Annotated in this window: 22 protein-coding genes; 13 read left to right on the top strand and 9 right to left on the bottom strand. The window is 37.2% G+C overall.

The window, feature by feature from the left end; translation table 11 throughout:
- The first annotated feature begins 56 nt into the window (after positions 1-56).
- From R2R71_RS07545 to R2R71_RS07520, 6 genes are read left to right on the top strand one after another with little or no spacing between them, the layout of a single operon-like run.
- Complete coding sequence (locus tag R2R71_RS07545; protein ID WP_316830653.1) at positions 57-1004, top strand: stage II sporulation protein M; 948 nt, start codon at positions 57-59, stop codon at positions 1002-1004.
- 6 nt (positions 1005-1010) lie between these two features.
- Positions 1011-1901, top strand: coding sequence for a hypothetical protein (locus R2R71_RS07540; RefSeq protein WP_316830652.1), 891 nt, complete (start codon positions 1011-1013; stop codon positions 1899-1901).
- A gap of 1 nt (position 1902) precedes the next feature.
- Complete coding sequence (locus R2R71_RS07535) at positions 1903-2628, top strand: DUF4129 domain-containing protein (RefSeq protein WP_316830651.1); 726 nt, start codon at positions 1903-1905, stop codon at positions 2626-2628.
- Positions 2625-3824, top strand: a complete 1200-nt coding sequence (locus R2R71_RS07530) for a DUF4350 domain-containing protein (RefSeq protein WP_316830650.1) — start codon at positions 2625-2627, stop codon at positions 3822-3824. The genes R2R71_RS07535 and R2R71_RS07530 overlap by 4 nt, the downstream gene beginning before the upstream one ends.
- Positions 3799-4782, top strand: a complete 984-nt coding sequence (locus tag R2R71_RS07525) for a MoxR family ATPase (protein ID WP_316830649.1) — start codon at positions 3799-3801, stop codon at positions 4780-4782. The genes R2R71_RS07530 and R2R71_RS07525 overlap by 26 nt, the downstream gene beginning before the upstream one ends.
- 28 nt (positions 4783-4810) lie before the next feature.
- On the top strand, positions 4811-6157 hold the full coding sequence (locus tag R2R71_RS07520; RefSeq protein WP_316830648.1) for a DUF58 domain-containing protein: 1347 nt from the start codon (positions 4811-4813) through the stop codon (positions 6155-6157).
- Between the two features lie 15 nt (positions 6158-6172).
- On the opposite strand, the gene R2R71_RS07515 is transcribed toward R2R71_RS07520, so the two are convergent.
- The 3 genes from R2R71_RS07515 to hutU form a co-directional block, all read right to left on the bottom strand.
- On the bottom strand, positions 6173-7231 hold the full coding sequence (locus R2R71_RS07515) for a nucleoid-associated protein (protein ID WP_316830647.1): 1059 nt from the start codon (positions 7229-7231) through the stop codon (positions 6173-6175).
- 68 nt (positions 7232-7299) lie between these two features.
- Entirely contained in the window at positions 7300-7872 is a 573-nt protein-coding gene (locus R2R71_RS07510) for a TlpA disulfide reductase family protein (protein ID WP_316830646.1), read from the bottom strand.
- A 24-nt stretch (positions 7873-7896) separates the two neighbouring features.
- The gene (gene hutU / locus R2R71_RS07505; protein ID WP_316830645.1) at positions 7897-9567 is read right to left on the bottom strand and encodes a urocanate hydratase; all 1671 of its coding nucleotides are present in this window, start codon (positions 9565-9567) and stop codon (positions 7897-7899) included.
- Positions 9568-9635: 68 nt separating this feature from the next.
- On the opposite strand from hutU, the gene R2R71_RS07500 reads away from it, so the two are divergent.
- Together R2R71_RS07500 and R2R71_RS07495 are read left to right on the top strand one after the other, a co-directional pair.
- The gene (locus tag R2R71_RS07500) at positions 9636-9968 is read left to right on the top strand and encodes a hypothetical protein (protein ID WP_316830644.1); all 333 of its coding nucleotides are present in this window, start codon (positions 9636-9638) and stop codon (positions 9966-9968) included.
- A 124-nt stretch (positions 9969-10092) separates the two neighbouring features.
- Positions 10093-12411, top strand: a complete 2319-nt coding sequence (locus R2R71_RS07495) for a TonB-dependent receptor (protein ID WP_316830643.1) — start codon at positions 10093-10095, stop codon at positions 12409-12411.
- An 88-nt stretch (positions 12412-12499) separates the two neighbouring features.
- Here R2R71_RS07495 and namA read toward each other — a convergent pair whose 3' ends face one another.
- Genes namA through R2R71_RS07480 form a run of 3 tightly spaced genes read right to left on the bottom strand, consistent with a single transcriptional unit; the run spans position 12500 to position 15009 of the window.
- Positions 12500-13579: an NADPH dehydrogenase NamA gene (gene namA / locus R2R71_RS07490; RefSeq protein ID WP_316830642.1), complete on the bottom strand. Its 1080-nt coding sequence runs from the start codon at positions 13577-13579 to the stop codon at positions 12500-12502.
- Between the two features lie 42 nt (positions 13580-13621).
- On the bottom strand, positions 13622-14611 hold the full coding sequence (locus R2R71_RS07485; RefSeq protein WP_316830641.1) for an aldo/keto reductase: 990 nt from the start codon (positions 14609-14611) through the stop codon (positions 13622-13624).
- Between the two features lie 2 nt (positions 14612-14613).
- Entirely contained in the window at positions 14614-15009 is a 396-nt protein-coding gene (locus tag R2R71_RS07480; protein ID WP_316830640.1) for a DoxX family protein, read from the bottom strand.
- A gap of 182 nt (positions 15010-15191) precedes the next feature.
- Here R2R71_RS07480 and R2R71_RS07475 point away from each other — a divergent pair, with 182 nt between their 5' ends.
- The 4 genes from R2R71_RS07475 to R2R71_RS07460 are packed head-to-tail and all read left to right on the top strand — an operon-like array spanning position 15192 to position 18086.
- Positions 15192-16019 carry an ABC transporter ATP-binding protein gene (locus R2R71_RS07475; protein ID WP_316830639.1) on the top strand — a complete coding sequence of 276 codons (828 nt, stop codon included), beginning with the start codon at positions 15192-15194 and terminating at the stop codon, positions 16017-16019.
- A gap of 3 nt (positions 16020-16022) precedes the next feature.
- Positions 16023-16844, top strand: a complete 822-nt coding sequence (locus tag R2R71_RS07470) for a hypothetical protein (protein WP_316830638.1) — start codon at positions 16023-16025, stop codon at positions 16842-16844.
- A 17-nt stretch (positions 16845-16861) separates the two neighbouring features.
- Positions 16862-17236: a GntR family transcriptional regulator gene (locus R2R71_RS07465; protein WP_316830637.1), complete on the top strand. Its 375-nt coding sequence runs from the start codon at positions 16862-16864 to the stop codon at positions 17234-17236.
- Positions 17237-17240: 4 nt separating this feature from the next.
- Positions 17241-18086: a GIN domain-containing protein gene (locus tag R2R71_RS07460; protein WP_316830636.1), complete on the top strand. Its 846-nt coding sequence runs from the start codon at positions 17241-17243 to the stop codon at positions 18084-18086.
- Between the two features lie 22 nt (positions 18087-18108).
- On the opposite strand, the gene hutH is transcribed toward R2R71_RS07460, so the two are convergent.
- On the bottom strand, positions 18109-19596 hold the full coding sequence (gene hutH / locus R2R71_RS07455; protein WP_316830635.1) for a histidine ammonia-lyase: 1488 nt from the start codon (positions 19594-19596) through the stop codon (positions 18109-18111).
- 89 nt (positions 19597-19685) lie between these two features.
- Between hutH and R2R71_RS07450 the strand changes: the two genes are divergently transcribed.
- Complete coding sequence (locus tag R2R71_RS07450) at positions 19686-20666, top strand: alpha/beta hydrolase (protein WP_316830634.1); 981 nt, start codon at positions 19686-19688, stop codon at positions 20664-20666.
- A 3-nt stretch (positions 20667-20669) separates the two neighbouring features.
- On the opposite strand, the gene R2R71_RS07445 is transcribed toward R2R71_RS07450, so the two are convergent.
- Positions 20670-21566, bottom strand: coding sequence for a DUF6263 family protein (locus tag R2R71_RS07445; RefSeq protein ID WP_316830633.1), 897 nt, complete (start codon positions 21564-21566; stop codon positions 20670-20672).
- A 20-nt stretch (positions 21567-21586) separates the two neighbouring features.
- A complete protein-coding gene (locus R2R71_RS07440; RefSeq protein WP_316830632.1) occupies positions 21587-22360 on the bottom strand; it encodes a zinc-dependent peptidase in 774 nt (257 codons plus the stop codon).
- Positions 22361-22423 lie beyond the last annotated feature (63 nt).

The raw sequence follows: 22423 nt of genomic DNA, 5'->3' as shown, positions 1-22423 counted from the left end.
TGCTATTTTGCAGCTAAGAAAAATTAAACTATTTTAACCAAAGATTTGAGTAACTAATGAGAGAAGCCTTATTTGTAAAACAAAATACGGAAAAGTGGAAACGCTTTGATGAAATGCAGTTAGCAAATCCCGATGAGCTTGCCGATCGTTTTATAGAAATAACCAACGATTTAGCATATGCTAAAACTTTTTACCCAAATTCCAAAACCACAGCTTACCTTAATGGTTTAGCCTCAAAACTACACTGTTCAGTTTATAAAAACAGAAAAGAAAATTCGAACAGGTTTATTTTCTTCTGGAAAACAGAACTTCCTACACTTTTTTTTGAGCACAAAAAACAAGTAGTTTATTCGCTTGCTTTTTTTCTGGTATCGTGTACTATAGGTGCAATTTCTGCTAAATATGACGATTCTTTTATTCGTTTAATTTTAGGTGATGGCTATGTAAACATGACCAACGATAATATTGCCAAGGGCGATCCATTTGGGGTTTATAAACAACAAAACCCAATTTTAATGTTTATTCAAATTGGAAGCAACAACATTTTTGTTTCGTTTTTAACGTTTGTAATGGGCATTATATTCTCGTTTGGTTCGATAGTCTCTCTTTTCAGGAATGGAATAATGCTAGGCTCGTTTCAGTATTTTTTCTTCAGTAAAGGACTGGGATTGCAATCGGTTCTGGTAATCTGGATTCATGGAACCCTCGAGATATCGGCAATTGTTTTAGCTGGGGCAGCTGGTTTAGTTTTAGGCAACAGCATGTTGTTTCCTAAAACTTACACACGCAAAGCTTCGATATTAAAAGGGGCAAAAGATGGCTTAAAAATAGTTTTCGGTTTGGTTCCGATATTCATTTTTGCAGCCTTTTTAGAAAGCTTTATAACAAGACATACCGAAATGCCCATGTTTTTAAGTGGCTTTATTTTACTCGCTTCGGCTGCATTTATAGTATGGTATGTTTTTTTCTATCCAAAAATAATTTATAATAAAACACGTATCTAAAAACGTATGCTTTCAAAAATAGAATTCAAAAAAAGACGGAATTTTGGTCAGGTTATAAATGACACTTTTACTTTTATCCGCCAGAATTTCAAGCCGCTTCTTAAAACCTATTTGATATTTTGTGGTCTTTTCGTTTTAGGCGGAATGCTGTCTATGATTTTGCAGCAATATAAAACCGTACACCTGTTTAACAATATCGATTTCGCTAATCCAGCAGGGAAGAACGATTTCAGTTTCTCTGAACGTTTTGGGCTGGAGTACATTCTCGCTATCCTGTTTTCTATTGCAGGTTACGCAAGTACAACTGTTGCCATCTTATCTTACATCGCAATTTACATCCAAAAAGGGAATCAAACACCTACAACCGATGAGCTTTGGGGTTATTTTAAGCATTACTTTTTAAAAATTTTCGGCAGTTCAATTCTGTTAATATTGTTGGTATGCATTGGCTTTCTTTTTTGCCTTGTTCCGGGTTTTTGGCTTTTTCCTTTTATAACCATGGTATTTCCAATTATGGTAATGGAAAATGGCAGTTTCAGTTACTCATTTAGCCGGAGCTTTAAAATCATCAAAGACAATTTCTGGCTAACTTTTGGAATACTAATTGTTGTTTGGATTATCGTTTATGCCTGCATGACCTTAGTTGTTCTGCCAACAACTTTAGTTAGTATGATTGGGCTCTTTTCTACATCAAAACCACAAATGTCGATGATCTTCACTATGTTTACTACCGTGCTTCAATACCTCTGCCAGGCATTTACAATAATACCGGTGGTAACAGTTGCTTTGGTTTATTTTAACCTTGTTGAAGCAAAAGAGAACACAGGACTAATGGAGCGCATCTCTAATTTTGGTTCAACTGAAAAACCTATCGACACCAGGCCGGAAGAGTATTAACATGTTTGATTTTGCCCGTAAATCCTTTTTGATTATTTGTCTGCTTTTTGCTTCAGTGAATAACTATGCCCAAACGGCAAAGCCTGCCGTTCAAAAAGTAATACAATTCGACAGCAGCAAGGTTACACCCGCAAAATTTAACAAAGAGGCACTGGAAAGCTACGCTGACCAGAAAGAATTTCAATACGACAGTGCTGTAGCAAGGGATTTATCGCTTTGGGACAGGTTTTGGATGTGGTTCTGGCAAATGGTAAGCGAACTTTTTCAGGGTGCTGCGTCAAATCCGCTTTCCAAATACTTTTTCATTGGTTTAGGTGTAGCAATTTTATCATACATTGTGATTAAAATTATCGGTGCAGAAAATATCTTTAGTAAAAAATCAAAAGAAACGATATTGCCTTACGATGTTTTAAATGAAAACATCCATGAAATTGATTACGAAACTGAAATTCAGAACCTCATCAATCAAAAGAAATATCGTCTTGCTGTCCGATTACTTTATCTAAGAACCTTAAAGAAATTAAGCGACGCCGATATTATTCAATGGCAACCTGAAAAAACCAATTATACTTACCTTACAGAAATTACCAGGCCGGAAATGAAGAACGAGTTTGGCTTGCTTACACACCAGTTTGATTATATCTGGTATGGCGATTTCCCGGTAGATGAACACAAGTTTGAGCCAATAAACCAATCATTTAGTCATTTTAATGCGCAGATTAGATGAAAGGATATAAAATTTATTTCGCCATTGGCATTATCTTAATATTGATTTATCTGGTTGCCCAGTTTAACAAACCAACGCCTACTGATTGGTCATCAACCTACGCTAAAAAAGATAAAATTCCTTACGGGACCTTCATTTTTTATAACCGTATAAAAGATATACTTCCAAATGTAACCGTTAAAAATTCAAACGTGGCAATTTATAATACCATCAAAGGTAAGGGCTACACAAACAGTACCTATATTATTATTGCTCCACAGATTAAAATAGAAAAAGTTGATCTGGAACAACTGAAAAAATATATTGCAGCGGGCAATAATGTATTTATAGCAAGTTATGATTTAGGCGATATTGCTGAAAAGGATTTAAAACTTAAAACATCAAGTGCTTTTTCACCGAATGGAAGTTCTCTGAATTTCACCAATCCAAATCTTAAAACTGTAGTTAACTATGGTTTTGAAAAGGGCATAGGTAGCCAGTATTTTAGCAAAATAGATACCGCAAAAGCAACAGTTCTTGGTGTCGATGCAAATAATCATCCTAACTATTTAAGGTATTCATTTGGTAAAGGTTCACTTTATTTAATTGCGGGCCCGGGGTTTTACAGCAACTTTAATTTACTCGATAAATACGGTGCCGAATATGCTTCCAAAACACTTAGCTACCTGCAGGGCACAAAAATACTTATCTATGATGAGTATTTTACTTTACCTAAAACAGGAGAAACAGATGTTCTAAGGGTTTTCTTTAAGCATCCTGAATTAGAATATGCCTATTATCTTGGTATCTTCAGTTTACTATTATTTGTTTTTTACGATATTAAACGCAGGCAGCGGATTATTCCAATCGCCGACCCCTATGTAAATACTTCTGTGGCCTTCGCCCATGTAGTTGGGAGCGTATATTATCATGAGCGCAACAACCTTGACATTGCGCAAAAGAAAATAAATTATTTGATGGAACATTTACGCACGAGGTATTACCTGAAAACGAATGAAATTCAAAGCAATTTTGCAGAAACCTTACAACTTAAAACAGGCATTAATGAAACACTCGCTAAAACTTTAACCAGGTATTTCATGCAGCTACCAACACTTAGCGATTTTAGCGATACCGATTTAATCGGCCTTAACGATATTATAGAACAATTTTATAAAAACACTACACCTAATGGAGCAGGAACAAGAGCAATTTAACCAGCGAACAGATTTAAGCGCACTAAATGAAGCGGTAGCCCAAATCCGCAGCGTGTTGGGCAGTATTATTATTGGCCAGAAACAGGTTATCGATTTTTTAATTGTAGGCTTGCTTGCCGATGGACACATTCTTATTGAAGGTGTACCAGGTGTTGCCAAAACATTAAGTGCAAAACTACTGGCTAAATCTATCGATGCACAATTTTCGAGGGTGCAGTTTACCCCTGATTTAATGCCTTCAGATGTTCTTGGAACACCAATATTTAACACCAAAACCGGTGATTTTGAGTTCAGAAAAGGGCCTGTTTTTGGAAATATCATTCTGGTGGATGAGATAAACCGGGCACCGGCAAAAACGCAATCGGCACTTTTTGAGGTAATGGAAGAGCGTCAGATCACTATTGACGGGACCACTTATACCATGGATGAACCTTTCATGGTATTAGCTACGCAAAACCCAATTGAGCAGGAAGGAACTTATCGCTTACCCGAAGCACAACTCGACAGGTTTTTGTTTAAAATAGAAGTAAAATATCCTTCGCTGGAAGAGGAAACAGAAATACTAACCGCACAACATTCATCGGTTAATAAAACTTTGCTTAACGAGGTTAAACCAGTTTTATCTGTTCAACAGATTCAGGATGCACGCGGCATTATCCGAAACTTATTTGTCGAGCCAAAACTCCTGGCCTTTATTGCAAAAATTATTAATGAAACACGTAACAATCCGTCGCTGTATCTCGGAGCTTCTCCAAGGGCATCTTTGGCCATAGTACATAGTGCAAAGGCCCTGGCCGCAATTCAAAACCGCGATTTTGTAACACCCGATGATATTATAACCGTTGCCGTGCCTGTATTGGCCCATCGTATTTTATTGGCTCCTGAAAAAGAGATGGAAGGATTAACCACTACCGATGTTGTAAATCAGATTATCAAACGATTAGAAATACCAAGATAACAGGAACATAAATTAAATAGTTAAACCATTGAAAAAGATATTTAAGCAATATTACACCAATCTTTTTTTAACCGACCGGCTTTTTGGAGCATTGGCTTTTTGTGTATTGCTTTTTATACTGAAATTCTTCTTCAACTGGTTTGGCGAAATTCCGGAAATAGTAACCGGATTGGTTTTTACCTTACTTGCTTTAGATATTATTATCCTGTACAGGAATAGCAAGGGTATTGAAACGCATCGTTTTACTCCAAAAAGATTAAGCAATGGCGATGAAAATCCCATAAGGATTGAAATAAAAAACAAATACGGCTTTGCAGTTAAGTTACGTGTTATTGATGAAATCCCTTTTCAATTTCAGCTCCGAGATAAAGACTTTAAACTTAGTCTCAGTGCAGGCGATTTTAAGTCTATTCACTACAATTTACGTCCAACAAAGCGTGGTGAATATGATTTTGGTTTCATCAGGGTTTATACAGGATCATCAATCGGCCTGGTTAAAAGGCGGTTCAATTTCGATGGTTCGAGGATTTTACCTGTTTATCCTTCATTTATAAATCTGGGGCAATACGAATTAATGGCAGCTTCAAACCATTTAACTGAATTTGGGATTAAGAAAATCAGAAAAGTTGGACAAAGTTCAGAGTTCGACCAGATTAAAAACTACGTTGGCGGCGACGACATTAGAACAATTAACTGGAAAGCTACCGCCCGGAAAGGGAGTTTAATGGTAAATACTTATACAGATGAGCGATCGCAGAACGTGTATTGTATCGTGGATAAGTCGCGGGTAATGCGCATGCCTTTCGAAGGTTTGAGCTTGCTCGATTATGCAATTAATGCAAGTGTGGCCTTATCAAAAGTTGCCATGCTTAAACAGGATAAGGCAGGGTTGATTACAATAGCTGAATCGATTGGTAACGTGGTTCCGGCCGACCGTAGGGCGGCACAGCTTGCGCATATTATGCAGGTGTTGCACAAAGAGAAAACCCGTTACCTGGAAAGTAATATGGATGCCTTATTTACAACAATACGTTCGGTAATTAAGCAAAGAAGCCTTGTTGTATTTTTTACAAATTTTGAGAGTTTATCAGCCTTGCAAAGACAAATGCCTTACCTGAAAAGGATTTCAAAATACCATTTACTTTTAGTTGTATTTTTTGAGAATACCGAATTAAAAAGCCTCAGCACTGAGCCTGCCACAGATGTGGAAGGGATTTATCATAAAACAATTGCCGAAAAGTTTATTTACGAGAAAAAACTAATGGCGCTCGAATTGAACAAGTATGGAATACTATCGATTTTAACGCCTCCTCAAAAGTTAACCGTTAATGTGATTAACCGTTACCTTGCATTGAAATCACAGCAACGTATTTAATAAAGAAGGTTAATTTTACTCTTCTTCGCGGAAATAAACTTTGTAAAAGTTCATCGATTTATCATCATCATATCCTTTCTCAATCATATCCTTATTACCATGAATGTAGATATGGAAGTTTTTATCGAGCTTTAAAACGCTTTTATAGGTACGGGCCTGTTTTTTCACCGCAGATTCAGCGATTTCAAAGGAATCTGCAATTGGCGACTCATACTCCTCTTCGTAATTTTTCTTGTAGTTTTTGAAAGATTCTATCCCTTCTGCATTGCCAATTACCTCATTGCCGAACTCCTCAATATCGAAAGTTTCTTTTTCTTTAAAATACTTCATCGAACGGTTTAGCAAATCAATTTTATCAGCCTTGCTTATTTCATATTCTTCATCGAGTTTTTGCGTAACGAAATTCTTATAAACACCTAAAACGTTGTTGGTTTGGTTATAACTGTCGTTACGTATTTTCAATTTCAGAAATTCATCTTTCCAGTAAACAGCGCTATCATTACTGCTTTTAGCCTGATCCAGCACAACAACTTTGTAGCCATCCTCTTTGTTAACGTTAAAAATTAAACAGCCTTTGTCAAGCTTATTAATGCTGATGGCCTCCTGTTCATAGCTCATACCAAAACCATCCTGTTCTGGATAAACCTTAAGGTAAGTGTCTTTTGTTTCTGATTTAAAAATGCCGATTACATCCAATTGCTCGCCCTCAATCTGCACTTTTTCGAAATAGGCTACATACATTTCACCCGATTTAATTTTCGGATGATTGGCAACGTCGTAAAGGTGCTTTGCCAGTTGTTGCGAATCTTCATGAAAAAGCTGGTTATTTTCAAAAATTTCTGTGGCAAAATGAAATACTTCGTTTAGCTGCAGATTATCGTTAGGGTGATAAAAGTGATAAACCTCATTAACTTTTTCAAAAGGCTTAAGGAAAAACTGCATTAGCAAATTACCCAACAGTTCATCATCAATTTTTAACGGCGCATCCGAAAGTTTATAATATTCTTCAACTAATTTATTGCCCGTATGGTGGATAGAAAGTTGCTTAAGCGAAGCTTCGAAAAATGAAATCATAGCTGCAAAAGTAATCAATTAATCAGCTTTATGGGGAAGCATTTTGTTGACTTTTAAACAATGTAGCGTTAATCTGATGCTTTAAGTTGGTTTAAAAAAGAAGAAAATTTCTTGTTGGCATAATTTGCAATACCTTCATGCCTGAAGGCTATCCGGCCTTTTTTATCAAAGATTATCGTTGTTGGTAAAGAACCTGCAAATATTTGCTCAGGCATATCGGTTTCGGGTTTGTAAACCGGCATATCAAACTTTCTATCGACCATGAATTTTGTTGACTTTGCTAAATCACCGTCTGCATCAGCAAAAATAAAAACAATGTTTTCATCATTTTTAAACTGATTATGAAGCTTATTTAGCGAAGGCATCTCGGCTCTGCAGGGCGGGCACCAGGTAGCCCAGAAATTCAAAAAGATTACCTTGCCTTTTAAATCACCCAAATCGATCAGGTTACCTCTGGCATCACTGAATTTTAGACCTGAAAGATTAACTGGTTTCGTTTTTACCGTTTCTACTTTAGGCGAGTAAAAACCAATTTCCATTAATCCCTTTAAAAAGAAGGCTTTTGCATCGGGCACAAAAATCATCGCCAAAAGTAAGGCAATAAATATTGTGTTAAGTAGGTACTTCTTTATGAATTTCATTCCTTTAATTGCATGCTAATGATTTTAATCTTTTAAACCCAATCTAAACTTTCTGGCAGTATCCTTTGCGATATCATAACCAGCATCGGCATGACGTATAACGCCCGTTGCAGGATCGTTATGCAACACACGCTTTAGCCTTATCTCAGCTTCAGGCGTACCATCGGCTACAATTACCATACCTGCATGGATGGAGTAGCCAATACCGACGCCTCCACCATGATGTAAGGAAACCCAGCTTGCACCACCAGCAGTATTAATCATAGCATTTAAAACAGGCCAGTCTGCCACGGCATCAGAACCATCGAGCATGCCTTCAGTTTCACGGTTTGGCGATGCAACAGAGCCTGTATCAAGATGATCTCTGCCGATTACGATTGGTGCCTTTACTTTCCCCTCTGCTACCAGCTTGTTGAAAGCCAGCCCAGCCTTTTCTCTTTCACCCTGACCAAGCCAGCAGATCCTGGCAGGTAGCCCTTGAAAAGCAATTCGCTCCTGGGCCATTTTAATCCATCGGTGTAAACTTTTATTTTCAGGAAAAAGCTCCAGAATTAATTTATCTGTTTCGTAAATATCCTGCGGATCGTCGCTTAAAGCTGCCCACCTGAATGGCCCTTTCCCTTCACAAAAAAGCGGACGGATATACGCCGGAACAAAACCCGGGAAATCAAAGGCATTTTCTACCCCAACTTCGAGTGCCCTTCCACGGAGGTTATTGCCATAATCGAAAGTTATAGCACCACGCTTTTGCAACTCAAGCATTTGTTTTACATGTTTTGCCATCGTTGCATAAGATAACTTCACATATTCATCAGGATTACCTTTCCGCAAGTCGGCAGCTTCATCAACCGTTAATCCTTCAGGGAAATAACCAATAAGCGGATCGTGTGCCGAAGTCTGATCAGTTAAGGTATCAGGGGTGATATTTCTATCGATAAGCCTTTGCAATAATTCAACAGCATTGCAAACCACACCAATGGAAATAGCTTTTCCTTCTGCTTTATATTTTAAGGCCTTATCGATTGCTTCATCGACATCAAAAATAATTTCATCAATATAACGGGTTTCCAAGCGTTTTCTAATGCGCCATTCTTCTACTTCAGCGGCCAGACAAACACCTTCATTCATGGTAATAGCTAAAGGCTGTGCACCTCCCATGCCACCTAAGCCAGCAGTAACATTTAATTTCCCTTTCAAACTGGCACCAAAATGTTTAGCCGCCAATGCCGAATAGGTTTCATAAGTTCCCTGAACAATTCCCTGCGAACCAATATAAATCCATGAGCCAGCAGTCATTTGCCCGTACATCATTAAACCTTTATCTTCCAGTTCGTCGAAGTGCTTTTGCGTAGCCCATTTGGGTACCAGCTGCGAATTGGAAATCAGTACCCGGGGTGCATCCTTATGTGTAGGAAGAATAGCTACAGGTTTTCCCGACTGGATTAAAAGGGTTTCATCATTCTCTAAATCTTTTAAAGCTTTTATGATTAAGCTTAGCGATGCCTTGTTTCTTGCGGCCTTACCACGTCCACCATAAACAATCAAATCTTCCGGGCGTTCGGCAACATCTGGGTCTAGGTTATTCAACAGCATACGTAATGCCGCTTCCTGAATCCATCCCTTGCAATTTAATTCAGTGCCCGTTGGGGTCTGTTTTTGGCTCAAGTTTAAACCGTTGGTTAGTGTTGTAGTCATAAGTACTATAAAAGCAATGTTACCTTTCAAAGATATATAATTGAATACTAATTGCTACTTTTGACGCATTGAAAAAGCATAAGCAAAATATTAACCGCCTTTTATCAGCAATTATGCTGATGGTTTTTGCTATTGCACTAACACCATGGAACCTTATTCACCACCATCAGCAAGTTCCGGTGGTTACCAAAGAAATTAACTGCAAGCACTTAAGCCATGTTCAGGCACATGCCGACAATTGCTTGATTTGTAATGCGGGTTTCGAAAAAAATTACGTACACACGCACCATTTATATAAAATCTTTCTTTCGGTAAAAATATTCGGCCAGTTAGATCCGGTGCTTAAAAGTTCTTATGCTGAAATAAAGCGTACCAATTTACGCGGTCCCCCTTTAGCTTAATTTTTCTGTCTAAAGCACCTGCTAAAGGTGTTTATCAAATTTTTTATTTATGAGATACTAAAGCATGAATGCCTTTTAGGCCTATTTGTTTTGGCTATCCACTATTTTTCAAAACACACAGATCATGAAAAAATTACAGCTTATAGGCTTTGTAATTCTATATACATTATTAAGTACGCCCGTTTTTGCGAACGTATTAAAAGACATAAAAGGTAAGGTGGTTGATGCATCGACCAAAGAAACATTACCAGGTGCAACCATATTTATTCCCGATTTAAAAGTTACCGCACAAACGAATAATGAGGGTGAATTTACCTTAAATAACCTTCCATCAAGAGGTACCTATCTTGTTGAAGTGCATTACGTAGGTTATAAAACAGCTACTCAGGTAGTAAATCTTGCAAATGCTGCTTCGCTCGAGTTTGCACTTCAATCTACTGCTATCGAAACTAAAGAAGTAGTAATCACGGGGAGTTTAATCAGCAGTACAAGCAAAAGAAACAGTGCCTCATCAGCGGTTGTTGGTAAAGATGAGCTTTTACAGCCATCAACAAACTTAATTGATGCATTGACGAAAATCCCGGGTGTTTCGCAGATAACTACCGGTCCATCTATTTCTAAACCTGTAATAAGGGGTTTAGGTTATAACAGAATTGTAACCTTAGATGACGGAATTAAACAACAAGGTCAGCAATGGGGTGATGAACATGGTATCGAAATCGACCAGTTTAAATCAGACAGGGTTGAGGTTTTACGTGGCGCTGCATCTTTAATGTATGGTTCTGATGCATTGGGTGGTGTTATTAATTTACTTGAGCCAAGTACAGCTCCTGAAGGACAGGTTAAAGGTGAATTCATTACCAACTATTCTACAAATAACGGTTTAACTGCAAATTCATTAATGTTAAATGGTAATGAGAATGGTTTTGTTTGGAGAGCACGTGGTACTTATAAAAATGCTTATTCGTTCAAAACACCAACAGGTTATTTCCCAAATTCGGGTTTTAACGAAACTGATTTAAGTGGAATGATTGGTTTGAACAAAAGCTGGGGTTACACACACTTAAATGTTTCGAATTTCCGCAACAACATTGGTTTTTATGAACCTTCTTTAGATGCCTCGGGTAATTTCCTTAAAGAAGATGGCGACCCTTTTACATCAGCTGATTTCAAAAGCAGGGATTTAGATTATCCCCGCCAGGATATCAGACATTTTAAAATCGCTTTAAATAACAATTTCATTATTGGTGATGGAAACTTAAAAGCAGATTTTGGTTACCAGCAAAACCAACGTCGTGAGTTGGAAGACGGACCAGAGCCTTCTTTATTCTTCGACCTTAAAACTTATAATGCCGATTTAAAATACTACATCCACGAAACCAGCAACGGATGGCAGCCAGTATTTGGTTTCAGCGCCGATGCAGGTAATAGCCAGAACAAAGGAACTGAATTCCTTGTACCTGCTTATAATACTTATGGCATTGGCGTTTTTGCTTATGCTAAAAAGAACTGGGAAAACAACACCTTCAGTTTAGGTGCCCGTTACGATTTCCGCAAGAACACTGGTAAACAGTTATTTGTTGATGGTGATGAACAGTTTGCGCCATTCGTAAACAAATCTTCGAACGTAAGCGGTGCTTTAGGCTTTACACACCAGTTTAATGAAGAATGGAACTTTAAAGCAAATGCAGGTTCTGCATTCCGTGCACCAAACCCTGCAGAGTTAGGCTCAAATGGTGTACATGAAGGTACATTCAGGTATGAAATCGGTAACCCTAATTTAAGCCCTGAGCGCAGTTACCAGGTTGATGCTGCTTTGGAATATGAAGGTAAAATTGTAAGTGCAAGTGCAAGTGTTTATAACAATTATGTACACAATTTCATCTATGCATCTAATAACGGAGAAACCACTATTGCCGAAGGTGATCAGTATCCTGTTTACCGTTACGGGCAAGTGGATGCAAACCTTTATGGTGCTGAAGCAAGTTTAACCATCCATCCGGTTTCATTTATCCACTTCGAAAATACTTTTGGTTATGTTCATGCGCAGAACAATACTTTAGGCCGGCCGTTAGCTTTTATTCCTGCCGGAACACTTAGAAACGAGTTGCGTTTTGAGCCTAAACTAAAAGGCACAAATGATGCTTATCTTTCAGTTGGCATCAACTCAGCATTTAAACAAACCCGCGTTGATGAGGTTTTCGAAACGCCTACAAGCGGTTATACTTTATTAAATGCCGGAATAGGAGCTACTTTTAACCTGGGTAAACAACCCGTTAAGTTATCAGTTTCTGCGAACAACTTATTAAACCAGAAATATTATGATGCTTTGAGCAGATTTAAACCTGGTCGTTTAGATTATGAAAATCCAAACTTTGGTATTTATAACCCAGGAAGAAACATCACCTTTGGTTTATACGTTCCTTTTACATTGGTAAAATAAATTTTAGCTAAGCATATGGCGAAAGTATTTGCTTAATGAATTGATTAGATAATAAAAAACCGGCTTATGCCGGTTTTTTATTGAGGTACTACTTTTTAAAAGTTTCTCTTTTTGCCCGAACATATTGGTTTGGCCACTCTGTTTCATCGCCTAAAATTTGTGCAGCATGTGTTGGAAAGTAAGCATCTCGTAACGACTCGCGGGCAATGAAAATTAAATCAGCCTTTTCTTGTTGCAGGATTTCCTCTGCCTGGTGGGCATCAACAATTACACCAACGGCACCTGTATAAATTCCAATTTCGTTTCTGATTTTATCGGCAAAAGGAACCTGATAATTTGGGCCGGCCGGGATAAATGCATCGGGAACATTTCCACCTGATGAAGTATCAATTAAATCCACACCTCTATCTTTTAATACTGCAGCCAACTGAAGGGAATCATTTTCATTCCAGCCGCCCTCCGTCCAGTCTGTAGCAGAAATACGCACGAATAAAGGTAGGTTTTCAGGCCACACCGACTGAACTGCTTCAACCACATCAATCACCAATCTGATTCGGTTTTCGAAACTACCACCATAAATATCGCTTCGTTTATTGCTTAGGGGGCTAAAAAACTCATGTAGAAGATAACCATGTGCTGCGTGAATTTCCACAACCTTATAACCAGCAGCCAATGCACGTTTAGCAGCAGCACGGAATGCAAAAACAACATCCTGGATTTCTTCGATACTTAATTCGTGAGGTGTTTTTTGTCCATCTTTAAATGGAAGTGGCGATGGGGCAACAGGTACCCAGCTGTTTTCACCAGCTGTAATCTGTTCACCGCCTTCCCAGGGTAAATCGCAACTGGCTTTTCTGCCGGCATGCGCCAGCTGAATTCCTGCAATTGCACCATTATCATGAATAAAGGATACAATCTGTTTCAGTTTATCAACATGTTCATCTTTCCAGATTCCTAAATCGGCATGGGTAATTCTACCTTCAGGTACAACCGCTGTGGCTTCCTGAACAATTAATGCAGCACCGCCAACAGCCCTGCTCCCTAAATGAACTAAGTGCCAGTCGTTGGCAAATCCATCAACAGCAGAATACTGGCACATTGGAGAGATTACGATTCTGTTTTTCAGCGTGACATCCTTTATCGTAAAAGGATAGAATAATTTCGACATTTATATTTTTGTATGTATATTATAATTGTTCAATTTATTGAGTTAGAAACCTGCGTTCGCCAATTCAGCATTAATAAACTGAATTTCATCAGCATTTAATTTCACATTTATTGCCTTGGCATTCTGAACAGATTGCTTTTCATTTCTTGCACCTGCAAGTGCGATGGTAATTCCAGGACGTTCAATTGTCCAACGCAATACCAATTGTGCCAAAGTAGCATTTTTTTCATCAGCCAAAGGCTTAATTTTAGCTAAAAAGACATTAGTTCGTTCTATACTTTCTGCGGTGAAGAATTTATTCCCTTTACGATGGTCTCCTTCTTCAAACTGATAATCTGCGGTCATCTTTCCGGTTAACAAGCCTCGTTCCATCGGGCTATAGGCTAAAACTGATTTGTTATGCTCCATGCAATAAGGAACAGTTTCATTTTCAACAGTCCGGTTTACCATACTAAATGGAATCTGGTTTGAAACAATTTCAAGGGTTTTATCAGCTTCTTTTAATTGTGCCACGTTATAATTGCAAACACCAGCATAACGCACTTTACCTTGCTCAATTAACCTGCTTACCGCTTCAAAAGTTTCGCTGATCGGTGTAGTTAAATCAGGCCAGTGAATCTGGTATAAATCGATGTAATCTGTACCCAGGCGTTTAAGCGATTGTTCACATTCATAAATTACACTTTCCTTTCCGGCATATTTATAAACATCGATATCATGGCCGTCATTATCTTTCGATTTCATCGCCAGGTCGCCTTTTGCCAAATCCCAACGCATTCCGAACTTGGTTACCAGCTGAACTTTATCCCTTGAAATTCCTTTAATTGCGTCGCCGACAATTTCTTCACTATCGCCTTGTCCGTAAATAGGCGCAGTATCAATTGAAGTTACACCCAAATCATAGCCCGCTTTAATAGCTTTGATGGCATCATTTCTATCGGTGCTTCCCCACATCCATCCACCTGCAGCCCAGGCACCAAATGTAATTGCCGAAAGTTCTAAGTCTGAATTTCCAATTTTTCTGTATTCCATAATTATTTTTTTAGGATTTTATCTGCGGCATAACTATTTAACGGCAGGTATGCCAATAATATGGATAAAAATGCAACATGGATAAGCTGTGAGGGCAAAGCCTCCCAGTTTTCGATCATGGTAGTGCCAAAAATCAATACCAATGAAACCCCACCGGCAAGTAACAAACCTTGTTTCGTAAATAAGCCCAAAATAATCATCAGGCCAGATACAAATTCGAGAATCGGTAATAGATAGCTAAAAGGTAAAACCAGAAAATCAGGTAAAAACGATTTTGAAAACTGTCCGGTCATCCAGTTGCTAAACCCTGCAAGCTTTGGTAAACGTACCAGGCCATGACCAAAAAAACTTAATCCAATTGCTAAACGGCTAAGTAAATATGCCAGATTTTTATCCATAAAACGGTGCTTTTTACAAACATACAATCTGCATGTTAAGGATGTTTTATTGCAACAATTATTAAACCCACATTTTACAAAGGCGTTATAAAATGGTTCAAATCAAAAAATAATTAAGAAATAATTTGGAGGTAATTGAAAAACGATATACTTTAGTGTATTATTTAACTAATACAGTAGATATGATAAAAATTAACAATCTGAATTTTGGTTACAGCAAGCATAAGCCATTATTTAAAAATATGAGCATGCAGTTAAGCAACGGCCATATTTATGGTTTGCTTGGTAAAAATGGTGCTGGGAAATCTAGCCTTTTAAAAAACCTTGCAGGTTTAGTTTATGCGCAAAGTGGAACTTTGGATGTTATGGGATTCAACCCTGCGAAACGTGAGCCACAGCTTTTAGAGCAAATCTGTTTTATCCCTGAAGAGCTTTATTTGCCCTCAGTTAAAATAGACGCCTACTTAAAAGCAAATGCGCCATTCTATAAAAACTTCAATCACAACTATTTCGATTCGCTGATTAAGGAGTTTGACATTCCGGCAGGAAATAAGCTGATTAACATGAGCTACGGACAGAAGAAAAAATTCATTATAGCTTTTGGCCTGGCTACCGAAGCAAAGCTGATTATAATGGATGAGCCAACGAACGGTTTGGACATTCCGTCGAAAGCGCAATTTAGAAAAATTATGGCTTCTGCCTTAACTGAAGATAAATGCATCATTATTTCTACCCATCAGGTTAGAGACTTAGATAACCTAATCGATACGGTAATTATGCTTGATAATAATGATGTAGCCTTGAAAGCATCGGTACAGGAAATCACCGAGAAATTAACTTTCAAAAAGATAAAAGAGATTGATGACAGCATTATTTACGCTGAACCATCACTTGCTGGTTATAATGCAGTAATGCCAAATTACCACGACGAAGATAGCAGATTAGACATGGAATTACTGTTCAATGCTATCCTTGCAGAACAAACAAAGTTTAAACCTCTATTTAACTAAGCGATGAACAATACATTTAACATAAACCGATTTGGACTTTTGCTAAAAAGACAATGGTTAGATTTTGGTAAGATATATTTGATAAGTCTGGTTGTAATTGTTGGAATAATTATAGGCTTTTACGCCTGGTATGCACCTTCACCATTAAAACATAACAACTACGATAATGATGGAAATCTTGATATGCGATTTAGATATGGTTTATTCCTAATATTAGGCTTTCTTTTTATAAGCATTGTTGCGAACAGCTACTTTACTTTATTTGGGCAAAAAGCCAGGGCTATTCTTGAGCTAATGAATCCAGCATCTCAATTTGAAAAATTTTTAGGAGGCATTTTTTATACTGCGATTCTTAGTCTGTTCACTTATTTAATTTTATTTTCCCTAGTAGACTTATCTTTTGTAAAATACATTAACGCAAATCTTAGTGATTTTAAAGTTGACCAAGGAAGAATTTCAGCAGTAAAACCTGTAGAAAGTATTGTTGCACAACTATTTGATGATTCAAACTACAGAACATATTTATTCAGTTTTATACCTGTTCCTTTTCTTGTTACCAGTGTATTTTTACTTGGTTCAATCTATTTCAACCGATTTCATTACATAAAAACAGCCATTTCAGTTATGATTTTTATTGGCGCCGCAAGCTATATCATCTCTGAATCGGCACACTTTCTAACACGTAATATGATAAGTATAAATCATAGTGTTCATCAGAATAATAAAGAAGACTTAGCATTTTTGTTAATTTTCTTGATAACAACAGCCTTAACATTAATTTTTTGGGCGATTACATATATCCGCCTTAAAGAAAAAGAGGTTTAATTTTTAATTGGTTAAATATGGAATTTAGAGATAATAAGGCGATATACCTTCAAATAGCAGATTATGTTTGCGAACACATTCTGTTAGGAAAATGGAAAGCCGACGAGAAAGTCCCTTCTGTAAGAGAACTGGCTGTAGATATGGAAGTAAATCCAAATACTGTTATGCGCACTTACGAATTACTACAAAATAAAGGCATTATTAACAACAAGAGGGGCATTGGTTTTTTTGTTGATGAACATGCAATTGATAATGTAAAAAGTTATCGTAAAGTTCAGTTTATAGACGATGAATTACCTGTAGTTTTTAGAAACATCTATTTACTAAATATTGGTTTTGATGAACTTGAAGCCAAATACAAATCATTTGTTAAAGAAAATTTTAACGCTTAATACTATGAAAACAAGTAATAAATTATTAATCGCATTAGCCGTTTCGCTTATCATTATTCCAATTATTGTAATTGCGATAAATGTTAAGGTGAACTATAAAAATGAGAAGGCTTTTTATAAAAATTTAAAAGAAAATACAGAACTTAAATCTGCATTGGATGGCTACACAAGCAAAGAATTACCACAATTTTCTACTGTAAGTTTAAGCGATGGTAACGATGCATATATCAACTTCGTAGTTATCAAAAGTGATAAACCCGGCATCAAAATCCCAACAGATTTGATGGAAATTTATGATGTTAAAGTTGATAATAATGGTATCCTTCAGTTTGTGTTGAAAAATGCAGACAAGAAACTAAAATATTCTTTAACAGCCTACATTTATTCCAATAATGTTAAGGCTTTCGATATTGCAAAAGCAGCCGGATTTACTTTAGATATTAAAACAGATTCAGTTAATATTAATGCTAAAGATGTTAACCGTTTAAATTTTGCAGATTCAACATCAATAAAGTTATTAAGCATTAAAGCAGATAAAGTTGGCGACTTAAGATTTGATAATGCAAAAAACGGCATCGTTAATGTTGAGTTGAACAACTCAAACTTTAGCACTTTAAAATCGCCATTTCAATCTTTAAGTATAAATTCTACAGGTCAATCCAATATCGAAATATTTGGAGATAACAGAGAAAAAACCATGTATAAAATCGACGAGTTGAGCATTAAAACGGCGGGCAAAACAGAATTAAATATTGATGACATCAGGGTGCTTAAATCTTCGGGTAATTTATCTGATTCAACTAAAGTGAATGCTTCTGCATCAATAATAAAATCAATGTTTAATAAATAGATTAAATCATGCTCGGTAAGTTTTATGCACCAAAATTCCGCATAAAGCTTACTGAGTTTTGTATATCGACAGACAATATTCTATCTGCATCATTAAAACTAACTTCCTTTCTATAAGCACTTAAAATTTCTTCAATTTTTGGAGATGATTTTAATGGCCGCCTTAAATCCAAAGCCTGGCAAGCAGTTAATAGTTCTATGCCCAGGATATTTTCCAAATTGTTAACCACCCGAAGGCATTTAGTAGCACCATTTGCGCCCATGCTTACATGGTCTTCCTGTCCGTTGCTACTCACAATACTATCAACAGATGACGGTGTGCAAAGCTGTTTATTCTCGCTTACAATTGATGCCGCCGTATACTGCGCAATCATTAAGCCCGAATTTAGACCTGCATTCTTTACCAGAAACGGTGGTAAACCTCTTTGGCCGGAAATAAGCTGAAAAACCCTTCTTTCTGATATGGATCCGATTTCGGCCAGGGCAATGCAAAGGAAATCCAGACTTAGTGCTAAAGGTTGCCCATGGAAATTCCCTGCAGAAATAATGCGATCTTCATCAGGAAAAACATTTGGGTTATCGGTAACGGCATTAATTTCCGTTTCAAATACACTGCTGATGTAAGCGATACTATCTTTACTTGCACCATGAACCTGAGGAACACAGCGGAAAGAATAGGGGTCTTGTGTTTGTTTGCCTTCCTCGTTAATAATTTCACTCCCTTGTAAATAAGAATAAATCGTGTGTGCAGTTTCGAGCTGTCCTTTATGTGGTCTAATCTGGTGGCTTAAAGCATCAAAAGGATCAATTCTGCAGTCAAATGCATCTATTGAAATTGCAGCAATTTTATCAGCCCATTTACCTAGTTTATTTGTTTTTATCAGGATGTAAATTCCATAGGCACTCATGAACTGTGTACCATTAATCAATGCTAAACCTTCTTTTGATTGAAGAGAAAGCGGTTCCCAATTTAACTTCTCATATAATTCGGCAGTACTAATCCTATTATTCTGGTAGTAAACCGCTCCTTCGCCAATTAATGGTAGGGCCAGATGCGCCAATGGAGCTAAATCGCCAGATGCACCCAGTGAGCCTTGGGTGTAAACCACCGGATAGATATCATGTGTATAAAAATCCACTAAACGCTGTACCGTTTGTACAGAAATGGCAGAAAAACCATAGCTAAGCGATTGGATTTTTAAAAGCAACATTAACTTTACAATTTCTTTTGGAACTTCATCACCTGTACCACAGGCGTGAGAAAGCAATAAATTATGTTGCAGTTTGGTCAGGTTTTCCTGTTCGACTTTCACATGTTGGAGGTATCCAAAACCTGTATTTATTCCATAAACTGGCTCATTATTAAGCTTTAACTTATCGTCAAGATAACTTCGGCACTTGCTTATGCGGTCAATGGCCTGCTTACCCAAGGCAATGGAATATTTGCCTGAAATAATTTCCGAAATTAAATTTATACTGAGCTGGCTCTCGCCTATATAAAAAACGGGCATGGTTTTTAATCTATCTGGTCGGCTCAAAAGTATTAATTATTATTAAATTAGGCCGATTAGCAAATCACATTGCCACAAATTATTTTAAAATGAAAAAATTTTTCCTTCTTATTGCACTCTCTGTACTGACTGTAAACATTTACGCTCAAAAAGTTGATACGGTTTCAATTACCCTGGAAAACATAAAATACCCATACCAGGTTAAATTTTTACCGCTTACTGTTGAAGGGCAGGATATACGCATGGCTTACATGGATGTGGCACCAACGGCCAATGCTAATGGAAGAACAGTAATGCTTTTTCATGGGAAAAACTTCGGTGGTTATTATTGGGGCCATGTAATCAGAACGCTGGCAGCAAATGGCTTTAGGGTTGTTGTACCTGACCAGATTGGCTTCGGCCGTTCATCTAAACCGATTATAAACTACAGCTTTACACAACTTGCTCAGTGGAGTAAAAAGTTACTGGATACGCTTGGTGTACAAAAAACATCAATTTTAGGCCATAGTATGGGTGGTATGCTGGCGACACGTTTTGCCTTAATGTTTCCTGAAAGAATGGAAAAGCTTTTGCTTGAAAATCCAATCGGTCTGGAAGATTATAAGACTTTTGTGCCTGCATCAACTGTTGAAGAACAATATCAGCGTGAGCTTAAAAATACGCCCGAAAGCATCCATCAGTACTACAAAAGTTATTTTACGGTATGGAAACCGGATTACGAGCCACTGGTTAATGCAGGTGCAGGCGTAATTTTTAGTGCTGAGTATCCAAGATATGCAAAAGTGGCAGCCTTAACTTACAACATGATTTATAATGAACCTGTTATAGATGAGTTTCAAAACCTGAAAGTGCCTACCATTTTATTTATTGGTAAGGAAGACCGGACCATTATCGGAAAAGCCCTATTGAGCGATGACCAAAAAGTAATTCATGGTCAGTACAGATTTTTGGGGAAAAATACAGCACTAAAAATTCCGGGGTCTAAAATTGTTGAGTTTGAGGCATGCGGGCATATTCCCCATGTAGAAATCATGACTGAATTTCTGGTTGCATTAACTGGTAGTCTGTAATTTTTAGTTGGCCTCTTTTCCTGTAATTTTGTTTATACCTTCCATATCAAATTCGGTTTCCTGATCGGTTGCTTTCATTTTCCCATAAAGTTCAATACGCGTATGGCTGTTTAAAATGATACCTGTTTTGATATCAACCTGGGCATCACCGAAATTCATACCTTTTAAATCTGTTTGCATTTTATTCCCAAGGCTTTCAAAATCTCCCTTCGACATTAAACTTCCTTTAATGCTTAAAATGGCAATGTTATCCTTAATCTCTTTTAAAGTATAAGTTGTAGTCGTTTCAATAGGCATTGCAATCGTTGTTTTTGTATTTACAATCCAGCTTTCCCCAACTTTAACGGCTTTATCTGGAAAAATCTTTAACGAAGATTCCATCGTTTGCCTGATTACTTCAGCATTAAATTGTTTACTCAGGGAGAGTTTCACTTGTCTGAGTTGAGTTGTGTCCGTAGTCATTTTAGATGCAATACTATCGACCATTTTTTCTAATCCGGAAACTGATTTCACTGCACCATTTGGTGCCAGAAGCATACTGAAACTCGCGTTCTTTAAACCTGAAAACGGATTTAATTTACCCGCCTCATCTTTATCAGAATCGAGTATAAGCTCATTACCCATACCTACAGATTTAATCGTTAATCGTTTGTAAATTACTTTAACTGTTTTATCTAACCCTTTTGCACTGGTAATATCGAAAGTGTAATCCGTACCAACATTCTGGATATAATTCGTTTCCTTCCCGCCGATTTTCTGGGTAATAATCTGGTCTGAATTAATGGTATAGCTGTATTTTTTTCCTACCGGATAATCTTGCTTCAACAGATAAGTTTTCTGTGCAAAAGTGCTTATCGAAGCCATGAAAAAAATAACTATGGATATATGAAGTGCTTTCATTTTTTGTTTTTATTAATGTTTTATCCTGCCGGCTGTTGCGAAAAAATCAGGCTCAACTGGTGATACAAATCTGGGTGTTTATCTTTTAGTAATTCAGGCTTTTCGAAAAAATATTCGGATACCACAGCAAAAAATTCAGCCTGATTGGTAATTGCGTAAGGGTTAATATCCGACTTATTATCTTCAATACGTTCAATTTCTTCATGCATCATTTTAATCCATGGCAATGTATATTCATGCCCCATCAGGTTTTCGGGCACACCATCCGTAGCGCCATCAGACTTATCTAAAAGATGAACAAACTCATGAATTGCCGTATTTTCCTTTCCGGCGCTTTTCGAAAATCCATGCCTTAAAGCCGAACGAGATAAAATCATCTGCCCGTTCATGTAGCCACTGCCCACCATCCCCATGATGTTTCTTTCTCCTCCTTCAAACTGAAAATCATGATTAAAAGTATCGGGATAAAGCAAAACGCTCGATAGGTTTTTATATTGCCAGTCGCTGAAACCAAAGATTGGAATTACTGCACTCGAAGCAATTAAAAGTTCATCGAGTGTGGTCATTTCCAAACCAACACCTTCAATTTTTACCGTACTAAAAAATTCAGCAACCTTTTGTTCAAACCTTAATTTATCAGTAGAATCCAAATGATGATAATAACCCACATAATCATTTAAGATTTGTTTATCAACATCTGTTAAGGGCTCAATGGCAGGTTTTCTCTTCCGAAGAATAAGATATAAAGCAATCAGAAATATTGGTATCAGGTAAGCAAAGGGCAACGAATTCATATTTGGTTTAAGTAGTCGGGACTGGTAAAATGGTATAGGTAATTCTTTGTTTAAGGCTCATCC

Source organism: Pedobacter aquatilis (assembly GCF_032678405.1).
GTDB lineage: Bacteria > Bacteroidota > Bacteroidia > Sphingobacteriales > Sphingobacteriaceae > Pedobacter > Pedobacter aquatilis_A.
Note: the sequence above shows the minus strand (reverse complement) of the source record. Positions and strands in the feature narration are given on the sequence as shown.